Origin of the sequence: Nocardiopsis changdeensis, assembly GCF_018316655.1 — a bacterium.
Classification (GTDB): Bacteria; Actinomycetota; Actinomycetes; order Streptosporangiales; family Streptosporangiaceae; genus Nocardiopsis; species Nocardiopsis changdeensis.
This window is the reverse complement of record NZ_CP074133.1, coordinates 6,351,245-6,372,897: the sequence shown is the minus strand read 5'-3', so window position 1 is coordinate 6,372,897 and position 21,653 is coordinate 6,351,245. Positions and strand designations below refer to the sequence as shown.

19 protein-coding genes and 4 tRNA genes are annotated in these 21,653 nt (G+C 74.1%); 20 read left to right on the top strand and 3 right to left on the bottom strand.

Annotated features, from left to right (window positions below):
* Nucleotides 1-108 precede the first annotated feature (108 nt).
* Nucleotides 109-966, top strand: a complete 858-nt coding sequence (locus KGD84_RS28580; RefSeq protein WP_220563430.1) for a M48 family metalloprotease — start codon at nt 109-111, stop codon at nt 964-966.
* Nucleotides 967-1,242: 276 nt separating this feature from the next.
* Here the strand turns inward: KGD84_RS28580 and KGD84_RS28575 are convergent, their stop codons facing one another.
* Nucleotides 1,243-1,740, bottom strand: a complete 498-nt coding sequence (locus KGD84_RS28575) for a YajQ family cyclic di-GMP-binding protein (protein ID WP_220563429.1) — start codon at nt 1,738-1,740, stop codon at nt 1,243-1,245.
* A gap of 235 nt (nt 1,741-1,975) precedes the next feature.
* Here KGD84_RS28575 and KGD84_RS28570 point away from each other — a divergent pair.
* From KGD84_RS28570 to KGD84_RS28485, 18 genes are all read left to right on the top strand, one after another.
* Nucleotides 1,976-2,057 (top strand) — tRNA-Tyr (locus KGD84_RS28570).
* 420 nt (nt 2,058-2,477) lie between these two features.
* Complete coding sequence (locus KGD84_RS28565; RefSeq protein ID WP_220563428.1) at nt 2,478-2,723, top strand: hypothetical protein; 246 nt, start codon at nt 2,478-2,480, stop codon at nt 2,721-2,723.
* A gap of 55 nt (nt 2,724-2,778) precedes the next feature.
* A complete protein-coding gene (locus KGD84_RS28560) occupies nt 2,779-3,024 on the top strand; it encodes a hypothetical protein (RefSeq protein ID WP_220563427.1) in 246 nt (81 codons plus the stop codon).
* A gap of 11 nt (nt 3,025-3,035) precedes the next feature.
* A complete protein-coding gene (locus KGD84_RS28555) occupies nt 3,036-3,284 on the top strand; it encodes a hypothetical protein (protein ID WP_220563426.1) in 249 nt (82 codons plus the stop codon).
* Between the two features lie 11 nt (nt 3,285-3,295).
* Nucleotides 3,296-3,571, top strand: a complete 276-nt coding sequence (locus tag KGD84_RS28550; RefSeq protein ID WP_220563425.1) for a hypothetical protein — start codon at nt 3,296-3,298, stop codon at nt 3,569-3,571.
* Between the two features lie 108 nt (nt 3,572-3,679).
* Entirely contained in the window at nt 3,680-4,180 is a 501-nt protein-coding gene (locus KGD84_RS28545; RefSeq protein WP_220563424.1) for a hypothetical protein, read from the top strand.
* Between the two features lie 146 nt (nt 4,181-4,326).
* Nucleotides 4,327-5,934, top strand: coding sequence for a DUF2397 family protein (locus KGD84_RS28540; protein WP_220563423.1), 1,608 nt, complete (start codon nt 4,327-4,329; stop codon nt 5,932-5,934).
* The gene (locus KGD84_RS28535) at nt 5,934-7,274 is read left to right on the top strand and encodes a TIGR02678 family protein (protein ID WP_220563422.1); all 1,341 of its coding nucleotides are present in this window, start codon (nt 5,934-5,936) and stop codon (nt 7,272-7,274) included. Before KGD84_RS28540 ends, KGD84_RS28535 begins: the two co-directional genes overlap by 1 nt.
* Nucleotides 7,243-11,784: a TIGR02680 family protein gene (locus KGD84_RS28530; RefSeq protein WP_220563421.1), complete on the top strand. Its 4,542-nt coding sequence runs from the start codon at nt 7,243-7,245 to the stop codon at nt 11,782-11,784. Before KGD84_RS28535 ends, KGD84_RS28530 begins: the two co-directional genes overlap by 32 nt.
* 201 nt (nt 11,785-11,985) lie before the next feature.
* The gene (locus tag KGD84_RS28525) at nt 11,986-14,079 is read left to right on the top strand and encodes an ATP-binding protein (protein ID WP_220563420.1); all 2,094 of its coding nucleotides are present in this window, start codon (nt 11,986-11,988) and stop codon (nt 14,077-14,079) included.
* 251 nt (nt 14,080-14,330) lie between these two features.
* A tRNA-Thr gene (locus KGD84_RS28520) sits at nt 14,331-14,406 on the top strand.
* Between the two features lie 100 nt (nt 14,407-14,506).
* Nucleotides 14,507-14,582, top strand: a tRNA-Met gene (locus KGD84_RS28515).
* Between the two features lie 134 nt (nt 14,583-14,716).
* Complete coding sequence (gene rpmG, locus KGD84_RS28510) at nt 14,717-14,866, top strand: 50S ribosomal protein L33 (RefSeq protein WP_014910184.1); 150 nt, start codon at nt 14,717-14,719, stop codon at nt 14,864-14,866.
* 130 nt (nt 14,867-14,996) lie between these two features.
* Nucleotides 14,997-15,440, top strand: coding sequence for a MaoC family dehydratase N-terminal domain-containing protein (locus KGD84_RS28505; RefSeq protein ID WP_220565356.1), 444 nt, complete (start codon nt 14,997-14,999; stop codon nt 15,438-15,440).
* Between the two features lie 33 nt (nt 15,441-15,473).
* Nucleotides 15,474-15,899 (top strand): MaoC family dehydratase, encoded by a 426-nt coding sequence (locus KGD84_RS28500; protein WP_220563419.1) that lies wholly within the window; start codon nt 15,474-15,476, stop codon nt 15,897-15,899.
* A gap of 26 nt (nt 15,900-15,925) precedes the next feature.
* Nucleotides 15,926-17,020, top strand: coding sequence for a UDP-N-acetylmuramate dehydrogenase (locus tag KGD84_RS28495; RefSeq protein WP_220563418.1), 1,095 nt, complete (start codon nt 15,926-15,928; stop codon nt 17,018-17,020).
* A 54-nt stretch (nt 17,021-17,074) separates the two neighbouring features.
* Nucleotides 17,075-18,010 carry a YwqG family protein gene (locus tag KGD84_RS28490; RefSeq protein WP_220563417.1) on the top strand — a complete coding sequence of 312 codons (936 nt, stop codon included), beginning with the start codon at nt 17,075-17,077 and terminating at the stop codon, nt 18,008-18,010.
* A gap of 367 nt (nt 18,011-18,377) precedes the next feature.
* Nucleotides 18,378-18,971, top strand: coding sequence for a TMEM165/GDT1 family protein (locus KGD84_RS28485; protein ID WP_220563416.1), 594 nt, complete (start codon nt 18,378-18,380; stop codon nt 18,969-18,971).
* Nucleotides 18,972-18,980: 9 nt separating this feature from the next.
* Here the strand turns inward: KGD84_RS28485 and KGD84_RS28480 are convergent, their stop codons facing one another.
* Complete coding sequence (locus tag KGD84_RS28480; RefSeq protein ID WP_220563415.1) at nt 18,981-20,027, bottom strand: adenosine deaminase; 1,047 nt, start codon at nt 20,025-20,027, stop codon at nt 18,981-18,983.
* A gap of 127 nt (nt 20,028-20,154) precedes the next feature.
* Nucleotides 20,155-21,363: a pyridoxal phosphate-dependent aminotransferase gene (locus tag KGD84_RS28475; RefSeq protein ID WP_220563414.1), complete on the bottom strand. Its 1,209-nt coding sequence runs from the start codon at nt 21,361-21,363 to the stop codon at nt 20,155-20,157.
* 192 nt (nt 21,364-21,555) lie between these two features.
* Between KGD84_RS28475 and KGD84_RS28470 the strand changes: the two genes are divergently transcribed.
* Nucleotides 21,556-21,628, top strand: a tRNA-Trp gene (locus tag KGD84_RS28470).
* Nucleotides 21,629-21,653: the final 25 nt, after the last annotated feature.

The window sequence follows — 21,653 nt, the reverse complement described above, 5'->3', positions numbered from 1 at the left end:
TGGGACGGGCCGCCCGGGGAGGCCGTCCGAACCGGGAACGCGGGACCCCGATCCGCACGTTCATCACCATGTACACATACAGGGACGAGAGAGCGGGGAGGTGGCGGCGTGCACGTCGGTGCGGCGCGCGCGGTCGGTCTGTTCACCGGCGTCTCGGCGGTCCTCCTCCTCGCGGGCTGGCTGTGCGCCGCCGGCAAGGGGTTCCAGTTCGCCGTGACGGTGGTGGTGGCCGCCGGGATCCTGGTGCACCTGTTCGGGGACTCGCTGGCGCTGCGCGCCATGCGGGCCCGGCCGGTGGGGGAGATCGAGAAGCCCGACCTGTACCGGACGGTGCGGGAGACGGCCACGGCCGCCCGCCAGCCCATGCCGCGGCTGTACCTGTCGCCGATCCGCTCGCCCAACGCGTTCGCGACCGGGACGGGCCGCCGGGCTGCGCTGTGCTGCACGACCGGGCTGCTGGAGACGCTCGACGAGCGCGAGCTGCGCACCGTCATCGCCCACGAACTGGCGCACATCAAGGCCGCGGACACCCTGGCCGGCTCGGTGACCGTCACGCTCACGGGGCTCATCACCGCGCTGAGCGCGGTCGCCTTCCTGGTGCCGCTGGGCGACTCGGAGGAGATGGACGTCCCCGAGCTGCTGGGCGGGCTGCTGGTGGCGCTGCTGGCGCCGGTCGCGTTCCTGGTGGTGCGCGCCGGAGCGGGGCGGCGCAGCGAGTTCCGGGCCGACGAGCAGGCGGCGCGGACCACCGGGGACCCGGAGGCGCTGGCCTCGGCCCTGCTCAAGCTGGAGGCGGGCATGCGCGAGCACCCGCTGCCCCGGCAGCGGACGCTGCTGCCCGCGGCGCACCTGATGACCACCAACCCGTTCCCCACGGGGGCCTGGCGGCTGTTCGCGGCCCACCCGCCCACCGCGGAGCGGGTGCGGCGGCTGCGCGCCCTCCGCAGGGGCTGGGACCTGGGCTGACACCGCTCCCGCCCGCCGACCCCCGCCGATACCGCGGAACGCCGAACGGCCGCCCCTCAGGGGCGGCCGTTCGGCGTTCCGCGGACCCGGAGGCCGCGGGACCGCCCCGGAGGCCCGGCGGCCGTTCGGTGCCGTGCGCTCCGCGCCGGCCCGGGGCTTCGACGCCCTCCCGCGCCACCGCGGGGCCGGGGGCGCCGGCGGGGCCGAAGGCCCCCGGCCTTCAGCAGGCGCCGGACACGGACCGGAGCGGAGGCCCGGAGAACACGGACCAGCGGCCTAGCGGTAGTTCACGAACTGGAGCGCCAGGTCGAAGTCCTTCTCCTTGATGAGGTTCTGGACGGCCTGGAGGTCGTCCTTCTTCTTGGAGCTGACGCGCAGCTCGTCCCCCTGGATCTGGGCCTTGACGCCCTTGGGGCCCTCGTCGCGGATCAGCTTCGAGATCTTCTTGGCGTCCTCGGAGGTGATGCCCTCCTTGAGGCCGATCGGCAGGCGGTACTCCTTGCCGGAGATCTTGGGCTCGTCGGCGGCGTCGAGGATCTTCAGGGACAGCTTGCGCTTGACCAGCTTCTCCTTGAAGACCTCGAGGGCGGCCGCGGCGCGCTCCTCGGAGGTGCTGCGGATCTCGATGCCGTCCTCGCCCTGCCAGGAGATGGTGGTCCCGGTGCCCTTGAAGTCGAACCGCTGGGAGAGCTCCTTGCCCGTTTGGTTCAGGGCGTTGTCGACTTCCTGGCGGTCGAGTTTGGACACGACGTCGAAGCTGGATTCGGCGGCCACGTTCTCACACCCCGTTGCTGGGTCTGTCATGGGTGGCGGGCGCCCGAGGGCACCCGCGCGATCGGTCGGAACCCGGCCGGCGGCGGCGCGGGCATGGTCCCAGAGCTTAGTGGGGACCCGGTTCGGGGCGCTCGAGGGGCGGACCGGGGCACGCCGGAGAAACCGATTTCAGGTTCGGGGGGAACATCCGCTATTCTCGTTCATGCGACGCGCGGAACCGCGAAGTCGCAGCCCAGGCAGGTTGCCCGAGCGGCCAATGGGAGCGGACTGTAAATCCGTCGGCTTAGCCTTCCAAGGTTCGAATCCTTGACCTGCCACACTGGGACCGGGGCCCCGACACCGTCAGGTGTCGGGGCCCCGTCGCGTTTCCGGACCTTCCCCCGCTCCGAACGCGCGGATGAGAGCCGGATCACACAACGGCTTCGGAACGCGGACGAACCGGTCGTTACGGTTCCATCGCTCAGAGTGAACGGGATTCGGTCGGTCGCGGCTCTATAGCGGACGGGACACGGCCGGGTAACGCCCCCGGGGCGGTGTGTCGGAAAAGGAACCAAAAAAAGGATTCGCCGGACCGGCAAAAAGAATTCTCCCGACAAAATGGACAATTGAGTTCCGGGGGTTTCGGCGTTGACAAAAAACGGGGGGCGGTTGATGATTGCCACAGTCCACCGCGACACAGGTGCAAGAAGCGCCTGCGTCTTTTTCTGTCAACACCTCGACGATTTCCGGGGGAAGTCATGATCAAGAAGATGGCCGCTGCTGGCCTGGTCGCCGGTGCCGCGATGGGCGCGCTCCTCCTCGGAGCTCCCGCGCACGCTTCGCACGGCGGTGACCAGCAGTTCAACCAGAACCTCCAGCTGGTGCCGATCCAGTCCTGCAACCTGACCGGCAGCGTCGGTCTGGTCGCCGTCACCGTGCCGATCCTGTCGCCGCAGACCACCGGCGACTGCGTGAACGGCCCCATCGGCACCAACATCAGCTAGTTCCGGCAATAGCCCGACTGCGATCTTGCCTCAAATCTTTTCGAAAGGTAATTCAATGCTGCGTAAGCTCGGCGTTGCCGGCCTCGTCGCGGGTGCCGCTCTCGGCGCCGTTCTCGTCGCGACCCCGGCCTCGGCCTCCCACGGTGGCGACCAGCAGTACAACCAGAACCTGCAGGCGGTTCCGGTCCAGCTGTGCAACACCAGCGCCGCCGTCGGCCTGGTCGCCGTGAACATCCCGGTCCTGTCGCCGCAGACCACCGGCGACTGCGTCAACGGCCCGATCAGCACCAACATCGACTAGGAGATCCCGAAATGCTTCGCAAGCTCGTCACGACGACCGCCGTCGCGGGGATCGCCCTGGGCGCCGCGCTGTTCGCCGCCCCGGCCTCCGCCTCCCACGGCGGTGACCAGCAGTACAACCAGAACCTGCAGGCGATCCCGGTCCAGCTGTGCAACACCGACCTGGCCGTCGGCCTGCTCGCCGGTGTCAACGTGCCGATCCTGTCGCCCGACACCACCGGCGACTGCATCAACGGCCCGGTCAGCACCAACATCGACTAGGGGGTACCGCCATGCTGCGCAAGTTCTCGATCGCCGGTGCGGTCGCAGGCATCGCGCTCGGTGCGGTCCTCGCCGCGTCCCCGGCGTCCGCCTCCCACGGTGGCGACCAGCAGTTCAACCAGAACCTGCAGCTCGTCCCGATCCAGCTCTGCAACACCGAGCTGGCGGTGGGCCTGGTCGGGGCCAACGTGCCGATCCTGTCGCCGCAGACCACCGGCGACTGCGTCAACGGCCCGGCGAGCACCAACGTCAGCCACGACCGCGATGGCGGCAACGGCTACAACTAGTCACCACCTGGTGGTGACGGCGGGGCCCGAGCCCCGTTGACGGGAAAGAGCGGTATCCAGAGGCCCCCCGGCGCGAGCCGGGGGGCCTCGTCGCAACGAGGAGGGGTCATGCGGGGCATCGGACCGTGGGTCGCCGCCGCGGCGGTCGCGGCGGCGGTCGCCGGGTGCGGGGGAGAGAGCGCGCAGGAGCCGGAGGAGGGGGCGGCCCCGAGCGCCACCCCGCAGGAGCCGACGGCGCAGGCCCCGACGGACGGCACCGGGGCGTACGTCCTCAACCGGTACGGGGACGAGCAGGGGTTCGACGACCGCAGGCCGACCGAGTACGTCGCCACCGAGTTCACGACCTTCTCCGGGATGGAGTGGGACGAGTGGTCGCAGGACCGGGCGCGGGGGGAGGGCGACCTCCTCGGCACCTGGTGCATGGAGCAGGGGTGCCAGAACGACCCGTACGAGGTGGAGGTCGAGCTGGGCGACCCGGTCGACGTCGGGGGGACCCGCTACTTCACCACCTACACGATCACCGAGTACGACGAGGACATGACCGACGGGGTGCGCCGGGCACTGGAGGACGCCGACGGCGGCCGGCTCGGGTACCCGGCCCAGGAGTGACCGGGAACACCCGGACGGGAGTGCCCGCGAGAATGATGCCAAAGTTCCTCAAACAGCCATAATCCCAGGTCACCGGCGGTGATTCGAGGGGGCTGAGGGGGAGAACCCGACGTGCGCCGTCCCCGAGGTCTCTACCCTGCTGAGGTGTGGGACTCAACCAGTGGGCGGATGACCGCGCGGACGACGAACGAAGCGGCGGCGAACGGCCGGCGCCACGCCACGGCCGCGCCGCGCTGCTGCGCCTGGCCTCGTGGTTCGAGGACGCCGGGCCGGAGCGCGCCGACGCGCTGGCCGCGGCCGCCTACGCCCTGTACCCGGCCCGCCACCTGAGGGGACGGGTCGACGAGGGCGTCGCCGCCACCACGGGGTGGTGGCAGGCCGAACCCGACCGCAGCACCGTCACCGAGCGGCCGGGCACCCGGCCGCCGGAGCCGGTCCGCGACCACCGCGCGCAGCAGGCCCGGCTGCGCGACGCCGCCGAGTCGTCGGCCCACTGGAGGCGCACCGGCGCCGCCCAGGTCCGCGCCCTGCTGGCCCGGCCCACGGGGCCGCGCGCGCACCTGGACCTGTCCGGGGCGGGCATGGAGGTGCTCATGGAGCTCCTCACCGCGGCGCTCGGCTCCGGCGACGCGGGCCGCGGCCCCACCGCGGCGGGCGACCTGGAGTTCGCCCTGCGCCTGCACGTGGTCTCCGCGCCCGGGTACGAGGTGGTCGTCCAGGGCGAGGGCGGCGAGCTGACCCTCGAGGGCCTGCGCCTGTGCGTGACCCCGTACGAGCAGCACGAGATCCCGGCGGGACTCCTGGAGCCCCCGGCGTCCCCGACGCCCCCCCGGCCGCCGAACCCGCCCACGTCGCCCGTGTCACCCACGCACTCCGCGCCCTCTGCGCTGTCTGCGTCACCCACGCCCGCCGCCCCCGCGCCATCCGAGCCTTCTGCACCGTCTGTGCAGCCCGAGCCGCCTGCGTCCTCCGTGCCGCTCGGGCAGCCCGAGTCGTTCGCGCAGCCCGCGTCACCTGTGCCGTTCGTGCCATCCGAGCCTTCTGCGCCGTCTGTGCAGCCCGAGCCGCCTGCGTCCTCCGTGTCGTCTGTGACACCTGCGCCGCTCGGGCAGCCCGAGTCGTTCGTGCAGCCAGCGTCACCCGCGCTGCCTGCGCATTCCGGGCTGTCTGCGTCTTCTGTGCCGCCTGAGTCCTTCGTGTCGCCTGTGACACCTGCGCCGCTCGGGCAGTCCGGGCAGTCCGCGCCGTTCGCGCAACCCGTGACGCCGGTGCCCTCCGCGCAGCCCGGGCAGCCCGTGCCGCCTGCGTCCTCCGTGCCGCCCGCGTCGCCTGTGACGACCGGGCAGCCTGCGTCCTCCGTGACATCAGCGCAGTCCGGGTCGCCCGCGCCGTCCGGGGCGCCCACACCGTCCGTGCCGTCGGGTGACGACACCCCGACCCCGCCCGGCGGCCTGCCACTGGCGGCCCCGGGCGACGCGGCCCCGGACGACGAGGCGCCCACGCCCCCGCACGGCTTCCCCGCGGTCCAGGGGCCCCGGACCGGACCGGACCCCGGGGGCCACCCGGCCGCCCCCGGGCACCCGGGCGGCGCCGGGGAGGACCCGTGGCCGCGGACGGCGACCCCGCCCGGGGGGATCGCGGTGGACCCGCCCACCGGGGCGCTGCCCGTGGCCCGAAACGACGATGACGAGGACCGGGGCACCGGACCGGCCGGCCCCGGCCGGGACCGGCCGCGGACCGGGACGTGGGGGTGATGGTGACGGACATCCACAGCGAGGACACCGCGCTCATCGGTGAACGGCAGGCGGCGGCGCGCGCCCTCATGGCGCGCCCCCTGCTCACCGAGCGCACGCACCCCGCGGAGCTCTCCCTCGTCCGCTCGCACGCCGAATGGCTCACCCAGCGCTTCCACCGCGTCCTGGGGTACCGCCTGACCGTCGCCGAGGACCACGCCCGGCTCGTCAAGCGCGGACCCGGAGCGCCCGCGCCGCTGACGCGGCCCACCGGCGCGCCCTTCACCCCGCGCACCCACACCTACCTGGCGCTGACGCTGGCGGTGCTGGTCGAGGACACCGGCCCCCTCGGCGTCCGGGAGCTCGCCGACCGGGTCCGCGAGGCCGCCTACGAGGCGGGCGTCGACGCCGACCCCGCCCGCGGCCTGGGCGAGCGCCGCGCCTTCTGCGCGGCCCTGGAGTTCCTGGCCGGCCTGGGCGCCCTCACCGAGGAGGAGGGCCGCATCGCCGACCACCGCGCCGACGCCCTGGCCGACGCCCGGCTGGTCCCGCACACCCGTGTCGTCCGCGCGGTCGCCGCGCACCCGCCCAGGGCCGCCGACGACCCCGACTCCTTCCTCGCCGCCGCGTCGGTCGTCGACCCCGACGGCGACAACCAGGGCGAGATCGCCCTGCGCCGCCTCCTGGCCGAGACCGCCGTCGTCCTGCGCGAGGACCTCCCCGACCGGCAGCGCGACCGGCTCGCCGCCCACCAGTGGCGGGCCGCCGCGGCCCTGGGCAACCTGCTGGGCTGCGACGTGGAGGTCCGCGCCGAGGGCGTCGCCCTCGTCCTGCCGGACGAGGCCGACGGCTTCCCCTCCGACGACCCCGTCGGCCAGGCGGCGCTCGCCCTCGTCCGCCACCTCTCCGGCCGCCTGCACCCCGGCCGCCCCGTCACCTCCGTTGTCGTCCCGGACCGGGAGTTGGACGCCGCCCTGGCGGTGTTCTGCGGCGCGGACGCCCCCGAACGCGCCGAGTGGTCCCGCACCGCGGGACCCGAGGTCCCCGACCCCGACCGGATGCGCGCCCTGGTGCTGGACCTGCTGACCGGGCTGGGCCTGCTCCGCGGCGCGCCCGGGGCCTGGAGCCTCGCCGCGGCGGCCGCCCGCTACGGGTCCGAAACGGACGAGCGCGTCCCCCGAATCCAGGACAATGACCATGACAGCCGGACACAATCCGCCCGAACGAGCGGTTCCGGTCAGGAAGAAGACTCCCCCGACCCCCGGAGAGACCTCGATCGGGTGGCGTCCGTGCTGCAAGCGGTGGCGAACGAGAAGGTGAGCGCGACCAGTGGTGACCCAGGAGACGACGGCGACGGCTGATCCCGCCGCCACCCCCCGCTACCGACTCGAACGCGCGGGCATCCGCAACGTCTGGCAGTACGACGACCACGTCCTCGAATTCGCCGAGGGCCGCCTGCTGCTGCGCGGCCGCAACGGCGCGGGCAAGTCCAAGGCGCTGGAGATGCTCCTGCCGTTCCTGCTGGACGGCGACACCCGCCGCCTGGACACCACCGGCACCAACCGCACCAGCCTGCGCTGGCTCATGGCCGAGGACCCGCGCGCCGGACGCCTGCCCGACCCCGAGGACACCGGGCCGGACCTGCTCGGCGGCCCGGAGGAACCCGAGGAGGAGGCCCCCGGCGAGCCGGAGGACGGCGCCGACGGCGCCCCCGCGATCCGCCTCGGCTACCTGTGGGTGGAGTTCACCACCGCCCGCGGCGACCGCGGCCTGGACGGCGCGGCCCGCGGCGCCGCCACCGCCTCCGCCCTGCTGGCCGCCGCGGCCGGCGGCCCGGACGCGGACGAGGACGCCCCCGAGCCCCGCCACCTCACCCTGGGCGCGGCGGTCATGGCGGTCGGGAACGCCGACCCCCGCTGCGTGTTCTTCGTCACCGAGCGCCGCGTCGGCCACGACCTCGACCTCGTCGTCGACGGCCGGCCCAAGCCGGTCGACCGCCTGCGCTCGGAGATCGGCGCCGACAACTGCTACACCTCGGCCGTCCCGTATCGCGCCCGGGTGATGCGCGACCTCTTCGGCATCGACGACTCCGTCCGCTACCGCAACCTCATCCACCTGCTCTACCGGCTGCGCCGCCCCACCATCGGCGACCGCCTGGAGGCGGGCGAGCTGGTCGGCGTCCTCTCCGAGGCGCTGCCGCCCATGGACGAGTCCGTCCTGGACGAGGTCGCCCGCAACATCGCCGACCTGGAGCAGGCCCGCGCCGACAAGGACGCCCTCACCGCCGCGGGCGACGGCGTCTCCGCCTTCCTGGACGACTACCGCGCCTACCTGGTCGGCTCCCTGCGCGCCCGCGTCGCCGAGGTCCGCGAGCAGCTCGACGCCTGCGCCGAGCGCACCGCCGAGACCGACCGGCTGCGCGCCGAGCTCGACGAGCTCATCACCGCCGAGAGCCGCATCGCGGAAGAGCGCGACCAGGTCCGCCGCACCCGCGACACCGCCGCGGCCGACGAGGGCACCCTCGACGGCGCCCGCGGGGCCGCCGAGGCGGCCACCGCCGGCGAGCGCCGCGCCCTGGACGCGGCGGTCGGCGCCTACATCCGCGCCGCCGAGGCCACCTGGGTCGCCGCCGAGCACGCCGAACGGGTCGAACGCACCACCATCGACCTGCTGGGCGAGGACACCGACGCCATCGGCCGCGCCCTGGACTCCCTGCGCCAGACCCACGCCGAGGCGGTCCGCGCAGCCACCGCCGCCGGCCTGGACGCCGAGCTCCTGGGCGCCGTCCCCGACACCACCGCCACCGTCCACACCCCCCGCGAGAGCACCACCCGCGTGGACCTCCAGGGCCTGGAGCAGGCGGTCGAACGCGAACCGGTCGAGGGCCTCGACCTCGACGCCCTGCGCGAGCACCTGGGCCGCCTGCACGACCGCCTCAGCGACGCCGCCGACCGCGCCACCGACCGTGCCGACCAGGCCGCCCGGCTCACCGGCCTCACCACCGCCGAGGCCGCCGCGGACCGCCGCCTGGTCGCCCTCACCAGCGAGGCCGAGAGCGCCGACGCCGTCCTGGAGCACGCCCACACCCGCGAACAGGACGCCATCGCCGACCTGCGCGCCCGCAGCGCCGACTACGCCGACGGCGTCCGCGCCTGGGCGGCGCGCCTGCGCGACTCCAGCCACGCCCACGCGCTGGGCGAGGCGGTCCACCGGCTGGAGGGCAGCGTCGAGCTGCCGATCACCGACTCCCTGCGCGTCCTGGACGCCTCCGTCCCGGCCACCGTCTCCCGCCTGGCCCACGCCGCCGTCGACCCCCTGCTGGAGGAGCTGCGGGCCCGCCGCGACGTCGCAGTCGGCGAGGAGGGCCGGCTCTCCGACGAGCTCGCCGAGCTCGCGGACCGCCGCGCCCGCGGCACCGAGCACGCCCCGGACCGGCCGGCCTGGGCCACCTACCCCCGCCCGGACTCCGAGGGCGTCCCCCTCTACCTCGCCGTCGACTTCGCCGACGGCCTCTCCACCCGCGAGCAGGCGGGGCTGGAGGCCGCTCTGGAGGCCTCGGGTCTGCTCACCGGGTGGATCCGCGCCGACGGCGGCCTCTACGACCCGGCCACCCGGGACCTCATGCTCACCCCGGCCCGCCCGGCCAAGGGCCGCACCCTCCTGGACGCCCTCGTCCCGGTGGCCGTCCCGGACCGGGGCGTGGGCCACGATTCCCTGCGCGCCCTGCTCGCCTCCATCGCCCTGATCTCCGAACCCGGCGCCGCCCCGGGCTCCCCGGAGGGCGGCGAGGCCAAGCACCGCCGCGACGACTCGGTCGCCACCGTCAGCGCCATGTCCACGTCCGGCTCCTGGCGGCTCGGCGTCGCCTCCGGCGCCCACTTCAAGGGCGAGCCCGAGTACATCGGCGAGGCCGCCCGCAAACGCGCGCGCGACCGCCAGTCCGCCAACGCCGACCGCCGCATCGCCATCGCCGAGGCCCTGCTCGCCGAGGCGGGGGAGCGGCGCTGGGGGCTGGAGAACTCCTACGCCGAGCTCCTGGAGGTCGCCCGCGACCTGCCCGACCCGGCCCCGCTCATCCGCGCCTGGGCCGCCCTGGACATCGCCCGCGCCGACACGGCCGCGGCCCGCCGCGCCCACGACACCGCCGCGGGGGCGGCCGACGCCGCCCGCACCGAGCTCCTCGGCATCCGCGCCCGGCTGCGCGGCGCCGCGGACGAGCACGGCCTCTCCACCGTCCGCGCCGACCTCGACAGCTCCCTGCGCGCCCTGGACCACCTGCGCGTCCTCATCGCCTCGGAGCTGCGCGACCTGGAGGTCCTGGCCTGGACCCTGGCCGACCACGAGCGCCACATCGACGCCTGGCGGAGCGCCCGCGCCGACCGCGTCCTGGCCGAGGACGTGCGTGCCGCCGCCATCGACGACATGATCACGGTGCGCCGCCAGATCGAGCTCGGCGACCGCGCCCGCGGCGTCCCCGACGAGCAGCTCGACGCCGCCCGCGCCCAGGTCCGCGACCGCGCCGAGGCCGCCGCCCGCCGCCTGCCCGAGCTGGAGCGGGCCGCCCAGCGCGCCCGCGACGAGCGGGTCGGGGCCGAGGCCCGCCTGGACGCCGCCACCGCCGAACGCGCCGAGCAGGTCCGCCGCGCCCTGGCCGCGGGAGACCGCCTCACCGCGGCCCTGTCCCTGCCGGGCGAGGGCGACGCCCCCGACCTCCCGGACACCGTCCTGCTGGGCGCGGCGGGCCTGGCCGCCCGCGCCGCCGCGGACTCCCCGCTGGCCGCCCTCCTGGCCGCCCGCCCGGGCACCGCCGCCGACCCCGCGGCCACCGCCCCGGACGCCCGCCTGGCCCTGCTGAGGGACTGCGTCGCCGACCTGGAGGAGGGGCTGGCCGGACAGGGGGAGGTCCCCGAGGTCGACGACAGCGCCATCCTGGGCAGCCGAGAGGAGCTGCACCGGCTCCTGACCTCCGTCGGCTGGGCCCAGACCCGCACCGAGCTCACCGAGCCGCGCGGCCTCAAGCGCCTCACCGTCCACGACGAGGACGGCTCCCGCGACATCACGGCCTACGCCGAACGCATCGCCGCCTCCGTCGCCGGGGCCGCGGAGACCGTCGCCATCGCCGAGGAGGAGGCCTTCGAGCGCCACCTGCTGGGCGAGCTGGCCGAGCACCTGGCCCGCCAGATCGACGAGGCCCGCGCCCTCATCGAGACCATGAACGACGTCCTCAAGGACGTCACCACCTCCGCCGGCCTGGGGGTGCGCCTGGACTGGCGGCTGGCCCCGGACGCCGGAGCCGACATCGAGGCCGTCGTCCCGCTGCTGGCCACCCCGGCCGAGGAGCGCACCCGCGTCCAGACCACCCGCCTGCGCGACACCCTGCGCCGCTGCATCGAGGCCATCCGCCGGCTGGACCCCACCGCCACCGGCGGCGCCCAGCTGCGGGCCGCCCTGGACTACCGCTCCTGGTTCACGTTCACGGTCTACGTGACCGACGCCACGGGCCACGAGCGCCGCCTGGGCCACCGCACCGCCCTCAGCCAGGGCGAGCAGCGCGTCGTCGCCTACCTCGTGCTGTTCGCCGCGGCCGCGGCCCACTTCGACGCCCTGGCCGCCCGGGCCCCCTGGGCGCCGCGCCTCATCCTCCTCGACGACGCCTTCGCCAAGGTGGACGAGCCCACGCACGGCCGCCTGCTGGGCCTGCTCGTGGAACTCGACCTGGACTTCGTCCTCACCTCCGAACGCGTCTGGGGCTGCTTCGCCAGCGTGCCGAGCCTCAACATCTACGAATGCCTGCGCGACCCCAACGTGCCGGGCATCGCCACCCTGCACTTCACCTGGGACGGCAGCAGGCGCCGCCTGGTCGGCGTGTAGCCGTGCTCCCCCCGGACCCCCGCTCCGCCCCGGCCCGCCCGTCGCCCGCCGCCGTCTCCACCGGACGGCCGGCGGCCGCGGCACCGCCCGGGAACGCCCCCGGGCGGTGCTCCGACCACCGGGTACCGACCTTTACGGGCGGTTCTCGTGCGGGCTGTCCTAGTCTGCTTGTGCAGGAACGACGACAGATGGGGTACGACAATGACCCGGGTGCCCGAGGGGATCGAGACCGGCGACCGCGCCGAGGCCGCCACCGGTGACGACCCCACCGCCGCGGTCCTCATGGACGCCCTGGCACGGTCGGGGCTGCCCCGCGGGGTCCACTCCTGGGTCACCGCCGCCCTGTGGGGCGAGGAGGCGCTCCAGGCCCGCGCCCAGGGGCACGCTGTGCCCGAGTCCCCGCCGCGGCCACCGGCCCCGCGGACGCCGGACCGGGTCCGCCGGGCCTACCTCACCCGCATCCGCGTCCAGGGCTTCCGCGGCATCGGCCGCCCGGCCGAGCTGGCCTTCCCCCCGGGGCCGGGCCTGACCGTCATCGTCGGCCGCAACGGCTCGGGCAAGTCCAGCTTCGCCGAGTCCGCCGAGGCCGCGCTCACCGGCCGCAACCCCCGCTGGGACGCCATGCCCACCGGCTGGCGCGACGGCTGGCGCAACCTGCACTACGACGAGAGCACCGAGGCGACCGTCGACATCCTCATCGCGGGCGACGACGCGCCCACGCGGATCACCCGCCGCTGGACCGGGGACAGCGTCCGCTCCGCCCGCGGCGAGATCATCCGCCCGGACGGCACCTCCGCGCCGCTGCGGGCCCTCGACTGGGGCGAGGACCTGGTCCGCTACCGGCCGTTCCTGTCCTACGACGAGCTGGGCCGCACCGTCTCCGGGCGCTCCGCGGAGCTGTACGACACCCTCACGGCCCTGCTGGGCCTCACCGGCCTGGCGGAGGCCGAGCGCCGCCTGGCGCGCTTCTGCGACTCCCTGGCCAAGCGCCGCGACCGCCCCTCCCGGGAGCTGCCCCGGCTGCTGGAGGCCCTGCACGCCTGCGACGACCCGCGTGCGGCCCGGGCCGCGGAGCTCCTCACCGGGCCCGGCCTGGACCTGGACGCCCTGCGCCGCCTGGCCGAGGACGACGGCCCCAGCGACCCCGGCCTCCAGGTGGTGATGCGCCGCCTGCGCCGCCTGTCGGTGCCCGAGCGCGTGGTGATGACCGACGTCGTCAACGAGCTGCGCGGCGCCTCCATGGAGCTGGCCATGGCGGCCGGCAACAAGAACGACCACGCCTACGGGGTGGTGCGCCTGCTGGAGGAGGCCGTCGAGCACCACCAGCGCCACCCGGGGGAGACGACCTGCCCCACCTGCGACACCCCCGGCGCGCTGGGCTCGGACTGGGTCCGCCGGGCCCAGGCCCGGCTGCGCGTCCTGCGCCAGCAGGCGGCCCCGGCCGCGGCCGCCCACGAGCGCGCCGACGCCGCCCGCGACCAGGCCCGGTTCCTCATGGCCCCCGCCCCCTCCTGGCTGCCGCCCGACAGCGAGCTGGGCCGCGTGTGGTCCCTGTGGGAGTCGGGCGCCACCATCACCGACCTGGGCGAACTGGCCGACCACATCGAGACCGTCGGGAAGAGCCTGCGCGCCGCCGCCGTCAGCGCCCGCCGGGAGGCCTCCGAACGCCTGGAGGACCCCACCGGCGGCTGGGCGGAGGAGGCCGAGCGGCTGGGCGCCTGGCTCGACGACGCCAAGGAGGCGCTGGGCGCCCGCGACACCCTGGCCGAGGCCGAGGCGGCGCTCACCTGGCTGTCGGAGCAGGCCCGCCTGCTGCGGGAGGAGCGCCTGGGCCCGGTGGCGGGCCAGGCCGAACAGGTGTGGTTCCGGCTCCGCCAGGAACGCCACATCGACCTGCGGGGCATGCGCCTGATCGGGCGCGGCGCCCGCCGCCGGGTCGAGGTGGACGTCACGGTCGACGGCGTCGGGGACCAGACCAGCGCCCCGGGGCTGCTCAGCCAGGGCGAGTTCCAGGCCCTGGCGCTGTCCATCTGCCTGCCGCGCACCCTGGTCGACGGCAACCCGTTCGGGTTCCTGGTGCTGGACGACCCGGTCCAGGCGATGGACACCGAGACCGTGGAGGGGCTGTCCGCCGTCCTGGCGGAGGTGGGCCGCCACCGCCAGCTGGTGGTGTTCACGCACGACACCCGGCTGCCCGACGCCCTGCGCCGGCTGGGGCTGCCCGCCACCATCCGCACCATCAACCGGGACGCCATGTCCAACGTGTGGGTCTCCGACGGATCCGACCGGTACTGAGCGCGCGGCGCGCGTCACATCCGGGGTCCTCCCGGGCGGTCGGCGCGCGCCTCCCGGACCCCGGGGAACCCCTGCCGTACAGGGGTTTCGCGGGGTCCGGGCGGGGGTCGGGCGGACCGCTCCGGGGCGGGCCGCATTCGATTTGGCAGAGCACCCCCCAACCCATGTATAGTCATGACCAGCGCAAGGGGGAACGCCCCGGAGGGCCGGGCCGAAAGGCCGGAACGACGGAGCGGGAACCCGGGCAGCGCGCCCCTTTAGCTCAGTCGGCAGAGCGTCTCCATGGTAAGGAGAAGGTCTACGGTTCGATTCCGTAAAGGGGCTCCACCACTTGATGAGGTCCGGTCCACTCAGGTGGGTGGCCGGTGGATCTCCGCCGGCCGACCGGGGCGGTTCCGAACACCACGGAAACCTCCCCTCCGATCGGGGCGGAGTAGCTCAGTCGGTAGAGCAAGCGGCTCATAATCGCTGTGTCGTCGGTTCAAGTCCGGCCTCCGCTACCACCTCGCCGACCCTTGGACACCACGCAGTGGGCACCAGGGGTCGAGGCGGGGACTTCGCAGTGTTCACCCTCGGTGCACTGCAACACCAAGTCCGTCTTCCACGAGAAAGGCACTCCGACGTGGCTGCCACCGACGTGAGGCCGAAGATCACCCTGGCCTGCCAGGAGTGCAATCACCGTAACTACATCACGCGCAAGAACCGTCGGAACACCCCCGACCGGCTCACGATCAAGAAGTTCTGCCCGAACTGCCGCAAGCACAACGAGCACCGCGAGACCCGCTAGGTCCGCGTGAGCCGTTGCGGTCGATCGAACCGCGCGTGAGGAGCACGGCTTCTCATAGACTTCGAGCCCGGTGAGCGAATCGCTCACCGGGCCGTTCGCGTCCCAGGGCACCTTTCAGGAGAGGCAGAGCGTGGCGATCAACCCCGACTACGTGGGCCGGGAGTACCGGGCTCCGGAGGCCTACGAGGTCACCCGCGTCAAGATCCGCGAGTTCGCCGAGGCCGTGGGCGACACCGCCCCCGTCTACACCGACCCGGCCGCGGCCGAGGCCGCCGGATACGCCGACGTGGTGGCACCCCCCACCTTCCCCGTCATCCTCGGCATGGCGGGCTCCGCCCAGGCCATCGCCGACCCCGGGCTGGGCGTCGACTTCTCCCGCGTCGTCCACGGCGACCAGGGCTTCCGCTACAGCCGCCCGGTGGTCGCGGGCGACGTCCTCGACACCGTCACACGCATCACCGACGTCAAGGCACTGGGCGGCAACGAGCTGCTCACCCTGGAGACCGTCGCCACCGACGCCTCCGGCGACCACGTCGTCACGGCGGGCATGATGCTCGTCGTCCGCGGCGAGTAGACCACCGGCCCCCACAACCCGAGGAACGCGACAGTGAGCAAGCTGCGCCACGCCGACGTCGAGGTCGGCACCGAGATCCCCGAGCGGACCTTCACCGTCCGCCGCCTGGACCTGGTCCGCTACGCCGGGGCGTCGGGCGACTTCAACCCCATCCACTGGAACGAGCGCTTCGCCAAGTCCGTCGGCCTGCCCGACGTGATCGCGCACGGCATGTTCACCATGGCCCAGGCCGCCCGCCTCATCACCGACTGGACCGGCGACCCCGGCTCCGTCGTCGACTACTCGGTGCGCTTCTCCGCGCCCGTCGTGGTCCCCGACGACGACGAGGGCGCCGAGATCTCCGTCGGCGGCACCGTCAAGAAGAAGCACGACGACGGCACGGTCACCGTGGCCCTGAGCGCCCGCTCCGGCGGCGCCAAGGTCCTGGCCCGCTCCACCGCCGTCGTCCGCCTGGCCTGAGGCCGCAGCAGCAGGAGGAACACCCCGTGTCCGCACACACCGAGCCGTCCGCCGTCCGCCTCGCCGACCACACCACCCTCGGGCTGGGCGGCCCCGCCCGGTCCTACCGGCGGGTCGAGTCCACCGACGACCTCGTCGCGGCCGTCTCCGCGGCCGACGCCGCCGGCGAGCCGGTGCTGGTCCTGGGCGGCGGCAGCAACCTGGTGGTCGCCGACACGGGGTTCCCCGGCACCGTGGTCCACGTCGCCTCCCAGGGCGTGTCCCTGGAGGAGGACGGCACGACCGACCCGGCCACCGGCGAGCCCGTGGTGCTGCTGCGCGCCGAGGCCGGAGTGGAGTGGGACCCGCTGGTGGAGCGGGTCGTCGCCGAGGGCCTCAACGGCCTGGAGTTCCTCTCCGGCATCCCCGGCCGGGTGGGCTCCACCCCCATCCAGAACGTCGGCGCCTACGGCCAGGACGTCTCCCAGACCGTCCGCGAGGTGTTGGTGTACGACCGGCGCGAGGGCGTGCGCCGGGTGCTGTCGGCCGCCGAGTGCGGGTTCACCTACCGCGACAGCGTCTTCAAGGGCGATGACCGGTACGTGGTGTGCGAGGTCGTCTTCGCCCTGCACCGCGGCAAGCTCAGCCGCCCCGTCGCCTACGCCGAGGTCGCGCGGACCCTGGGGGTCGAGGCGGGGGAGCGGGTCCCCATGGAGAGCGCCCGCGAGACCGTCCTGGGCCTGCGCCGCGGCAAGGGCATGGTCCTGGACCCCGCGGACCCCGACACCCGCAGCGCCGGGTCGTTCTTCACCAACCCGGTCGTCACCGCCGAGGAGTTCGCCGCGGTCCGCGAGCGCGCCGCCGAGCGGCTGGGCCCGGACGTCCCGGTGCCCGGCCACCCCGACGCCGACGGCCGCGTCAAGCTGTCCGCGGCCTGGCTCATCGACCGCGCCGGCTTCGGCAAGGGCTACGGCTCCGGCCCGGCCCGGCTGTCCGGCAAGCACACCCTGGCCCTGACCAACCGGGGCGGGGCCACCACCGCCGACCTCCTGGACCTGGCCCGCGAGGTCCGCGCCGGGGTGGAGGCGGCCTTCGGCGTGCGCCTGGTGAACGAGCCCGTGATGGTCGGCGTCTCCCTCTAGGAGGCCGGGGAGGGGCCGGGCGGACGGTCGCAGGGCGCTGCGATCATCGGCATCATGCACACCACCCGTACCACCCCGCCGCGGCCGCTCGACGTCGCGGCGGTCTTCCCCGAGCTGGGGCCGCTGGCGCGTCCGGCGGTCCGGCTGCACCCCCGCCCCGGGTCCCCGACGCCCCACGACAGCTCGGTCGGCGGGCCGCTGCTGTGGCCCGCCCGCCATCCGTGGCCGCTCTGCGATCGCTGGCACGAGGGCCCGCCCGCCCCGATGCTCCCCCTCGTCCAGCTGTACGCGCGCGACGTGCCCCTGATGGCGGGGTTCGGCCGGGCCGACCTGCTCCAGGTGTTGTGGTGCCCCCGGGAGCACATCGATGACTACAAGCCTTCGACCGAGGTGTTCTGGCGCGCCTCCGCCGACGTCACCGACGTCCGCACCGCGCAGCCCGGGCCGGAGGAGGACGAGGACTACGATCCCTACGTCCCGCGGCCCTGCGTGCTCTCACCGGAGGCCGTCACCGAGTACCCGGACCACCTCGACCTGGACGAGGGGCTCCAGCGGCGGCTGGAGGACCCGGACGCCTGGCGGGCGGCCGGGGCCCCGGTGGACGCGGCCTACGAGGACGAGCCCCAGAGGTTCTACACCAACGAGCTGTCCCGGGCCCCCGGCTGGAAGTTCGGCGGCTGGCCCCCGTGGGGCCGCACCGACCCCGTCGTCCGGTTCTGCCCCCACTGCGGCGACACGGTGGTCCCGCTGCTGACCGTCGCCTCGCAGGAGTGGGACTCCGAGCGCACCGGCTGGGTCCCGCACGAGGACCGGGACCTCCTCACGGCGCGCGGCCCCTGGTGGGGGAACCCGGTCGGGGCCCAGGTCGGCGACAACGACAACCTCCAGATTTACGTCTGCCCGCGCTTCCCGGGCGGGACCTTCCCCTACCCGGCCGCCACCCTCCTCTACCCGGGCGGGAGCCACTCGCACACCGCGCTGGTCCAGTGAGGCCACCGGCGGACCGCCGGCCGGAAGCACCGCCGAAGAAAAGGCGCACCCGAATCGAATAAAAAAGTGAGGCGGGCCGAACACCGTTATTCGACCCGCCTCCGCAGTGAATTCGCCCGATCCATGAATTGCGAATACCGTCCATTCTGTCCTAGGGTCGGACACGTCGAAGGGGAGTAGTCCCCGATCGCGTGGTCGACATACTGGACCCCCTGTGGTCCCGGTCACGCGGGCCCCGGCATGCCTCCCTCCCACCGGAGGGGCGGTCATCAGGGCGGACGAGACCTTCGACCCGGCCATCACCACGACCGGGTCGAAGGGGCGTGTCCGCTCCCTTCCGCCCAGACCGCCACGAGGGAGAGGACATATGACGGCATTTCTCGCGGGCCTCGGATTCAGCGCCCTGGCCGTTTTCATCGCCGAAATGGGCGACAAGACCCAGCTCGTCGCCATGTCACTGGCGACCCGCTACCGCGCGCTCACCGTCATCCTCGGCATCACCGCCGCCACCGCCGTCGTGCACATCGCGAGCGTGTTCATCGCCGAGGTGCTGGGCGCGTCCCTGCCCACCGACTGGATCACCCTGGTCGCGGGCATCGCGTTCCTGATCTTCGGCGCCTGGACGCTGCGCGGCGACGAGATGTCCGCCAAGGACGAGGAGCGCGCCGCCTCCCGGCGCATCAAGTCCGCGTTCGTCACGGTCTTCACGGTGTTCTTCATCGCGGAGCTGGGCGACAAGACCATGCTCACCACCATCGCGGTGGGCACGCAGTACGACTGGCTGCCGGTGTGGCTCGGCTCCACCGTCGGCATGGTCGCCGCCGACGCCATCGCCATCGTCCTCGGCGCCGTCCTGGGCAGGAAGCTCCCGGAGCGGGCCGTCCGGATCGGCGCCGCGTCCCTGTTCTTCGTCGCGGGCGCGGTCATGGTCGGCCAGGGCGTCCTGATGCTCCTGGCCTGACCCGGCGCGTCAGTCCCGCTGCCCGGGGTCGTCCGCCAGCCAGGACTCGACCCCGGACAGCATTTCCTTCTTGAGGGAGTCGGGCGCCCCCGAGCCCCGGATCGACATCCGCGCCAGCTCGGCCAGCTCCGGGTCGGTGAACCCGAACACCTCGCGGGCGATCCGGTACTGCTCCACCAGGCGCGGGCCGAACAGCAGCGGGTCGTCGGTCCCCAGCGCGATCGGGACCCCGGCGTCGAACAGCCGCCGCAGCGGCACGTGCTCCAGCTCGTTGAACACCCCCAGGCCCACGTTGGAGGTCGGGCAGATCTCCAGCGTCACCCCCTGGGTGGCGATCCGCTCCACCAGGTACGGGTCTTCGATGGCCCGTACCCCGTGCCCCACCCGGTCGGCCTCCAGCTCGTCCAGGCACTCCCGGATGCTCAGCGGCCCCTGGAGCTCGCCGCCGTGCGGGGCCGACAGCAGCCCGGCCCGGCGCGCGATCCGGAACGCCGCCTCGAACTCCCGGGCCCGCCCGCGCCGCTCGTCGTTGTTGAGCCCGAACGCCACCACGCCGCGGCCCGCGTACTGGCGGGCCAGCCGGGCCAGTGCCCGGGCGTCCAGCGGGTGCCGCGTGCGGTTGGCCGCCACCATGACGCCGACCCCCACGCCGGTGTCGCGCTCGGCGGCCCGGGCGGCGTCCAGCACCAGCTCCAGGGTGGCGGTCAGCCCGTCGAAGAGCGCCGCGTACCCGCTGGGGTCCACCTGGATCTCCAGCCAGCCCGAGCCGGCCTCCCGCTCGTCCTCGGCCGCCTCGCGCAGCAGCCGGTACATGTCGTCGGGCTCGCGCAGCACCGAGCGCGCGATGTCGTAGAGGCGCTGGAACCGGAACCAGCCGCGCTCGTCGGTGGCGCGCAGCCTGGGCGGCCACTCGGTCACCAGGGCCTGGGGCAGGTGCACGCCCCGCTTCTCGGCGAGCTCCACCAGTGTGGAGTGCCTCATCGACCCGGTGAAGTGGAGGTGCAGATGGGCCTTGGGCAGCCGGTCCAAGCGGCGGCCGGTGATGGGTGTCTCCATGAACCAAGCCTGCCGTATCCGGGCCGCCCGTGGTGCCGGAGCCGTCCACTTCCCCGGTGATGCGCTGCACACGCCGCGGGCCCGCCCGGAACGCTCCGGACGGGCCCGTACGGCGGTGTGCGCGCGGCTACCGGGCCTCGGCCAGCAGCTTCTGGATGCGGCTGACGCCCTCGGCCAGGTCCTCGTCGCCCAGCGCGTAGGACAGGCGCAGGTAGCCCGGGGTGCCGAAGGCCTCGCCCGGGACCACCGCGACCTCGGCCTCGTCCAGGATCAGCTCGGCCAGCTCGGCGGAGGTCTGCGGACGGCGGCCGCGGATCTCCTTGCCCAGCACGCCCTTGACCGACGGGTAGGCGTAGAACGCGCCCTGCGGCTCCGGGCAGAACACGCCGTCGATCTCGTTGAGCATCCGCACGATGGTCCGGCGGCGGCGGTCGAACGCCTTCTTCATCTCCTCGACGGCGGTCAGGTCGCCCGACACCGCGGCGATCGCGGCGGCCTGGGAGACGTTGGCGACGTTGGAGGTGGCGTGCGACTGGAGGTTGCCCGCGGCCTTGACGACGTCCTTGGGGCCGATGACCCACCCCACGCGCCAGCCGGTCATCGCGTACGTCTTGGCGACGCCGTTGACGATGACGGTGCGGTCGGCGATCTCGGGCACCTCGACGGGCAGCGAGGAGAACTCGGCGTCCCCGTAGACCAGGTGCTCGTAGATCTCGTCGGTGAGCACCCACAGGCCGTGCCCGTTCGCCCACTGCCCGATGGCGCGCACCTGCTCGCGCGGGTAGACGGCGCCGGTCGGGTTGGAGGGGGACACGAACAGCAGGACCTTGGTGCGCTCGGTGCGCGCCGCCTCCAGCTGCTCGACACTCGCCAGGTAGCCGGTGGTCTCGTCGGTGACCACGTAGACCGGCACGCCGCCCGCGAGCTTGATGGACTCGGGGTAGGTGGTCCAGTACGGGGCGATGACGATGACCTCGTCGCCCGGGTCGAGCAGGGCGGCGAACGCCTCGTAGATGGCCTGCTTGCCGCCGTTGGTCACCAGGACCTGGGCGGGCTCCACCTGGTAGCCGGAGTCGCGGGCGGTCTTCTCGGCGATGGCCTTCTTCAGCTCGGGCAGGCCGCCGGCCGGCGTGTAGCGGTGGTATTTCGGCTCGCGGGCGGCGGCGACGGCCGCCTCCACGATGTAGTCCGGAGTCGGGAAGTCCGGTTCCCCCGCGCCGAAGCCGATGACGGGACGGCCCTCCGCCTTCATGGCCTTGGCCTTGGCGTCCACGGCGAGGGTGGCGGACTCGGAGATGGCGCTGATGCGTGCAGAGACACGGGGTCGGTTGGTCATGCCGTCCATGGTGTCATGCGAGGCCGCGCCCGTGGCGGGGTGGGCCGGGACCGGGCGGCGGGTAATCGGTTTGGCCGCGCGCGGGGGAACCCGTAAACTCTCACGAGTCGGCCGTCCGTGGCCCAGGTGTTACGCACCGGCAGTGTGCGCGCACGGCACGGACCGGCTATGGTGGGATCGCGGTTTCCGCATAGGGCAGTGGCTCAATTGGCAGAGCACCGGTCTCCAAAACCGGCGGTTGGGGGTTCGAGTCCCTCCTGCCCTGCACGACCGTTCGCGCGGCGTGGCGG

What these genes read in the sequence shown, in the direction of transcription:
- KGD84_RS28565 (WP_220563428.1), top strand. Translation starts at nt 2,478, where the DNA reads ATGATCAAGAAGATGGCCGCTGCTGGCCTGGTCGCCGGTGCCGCGATG.
- KGD84_RS28560 (WP_220563427.1), top strand. Translation starts at nt 2,779, where the DNA reads ATGCTGCGTAAGCTCGGCGTTGCCGGCCTCGTCGCGGGTGCCGCTCTC.
- KGD84_RS28555 (WP_220563426.1), top strand. Translation starts at nt 3,036, where the DNA reads ATGCTTCGCAAGCTCGTCACGACGACCGCCGTCGCGGGGATCGCCCTG.
- KGD84_RS28550 (WP_220563425.1), top strand. Translation starts at nt 3,296, where the DNA reads ATGCTGCGCAAGTTCTCGATCGCCGGTGCGGTCGCAGGCATCGCGCTC.
- KGD84_RS28545 (WP_220563424.1), top strand. Translation starts at nt 3,680, where the DNA reads ATGCGGGGCATCGGACCGTGGGTCGCCGCCGCGGCGGTCGCGGCGGCG.
- KGD84_RS28535 (WP_220563422.1), top strand. Translation starts at nt 5,934, where the DNA reads ATGGTGACGGACATCCACAGCGAGGACACCGCGCTCATCGGTGAACGG.
- KGD84_RS28525 (WP_220563420.1), top strand. Translation starts at nt 11,986, where the DNA reads ATGACCCGGGTGCCCGAGGGGATCGAGACCGGCGACCGCGCCGAGGCC.
- KGD84_RS28490 (WP_220563417.1), top strand. Translation starts at nt 17,075, where the DNA reads ATGCACACCACCCGTACCACCCCGCCGCGGCCGCTCGACGTCGCGGCG.
- KGD84_RS28485 (WP_220563416.1), top strand. Translation starts at nt 18,378, where the DNA reads ATGACGGCATTTCTCGCGGGCCTCGGATTCAGCGCCCTGGCCGTTTTC.
- KGD84_RS28480 (WP_220563415.1), bottom strand. Translation starts at nt 20,027, where the DNA reads ATGGAGACACCCATCACCGGCCGCCGCTTGGACCGGCTGCCCAAGGCC.
- KGD84_RS28475 (WP_220563414.1), bottom strand. Translation starts at nt 21,363, where the DNA reads ATGACCAACCGACCCCGTGTCTCTGCACGCATCAGCGCCATCTCCGAG.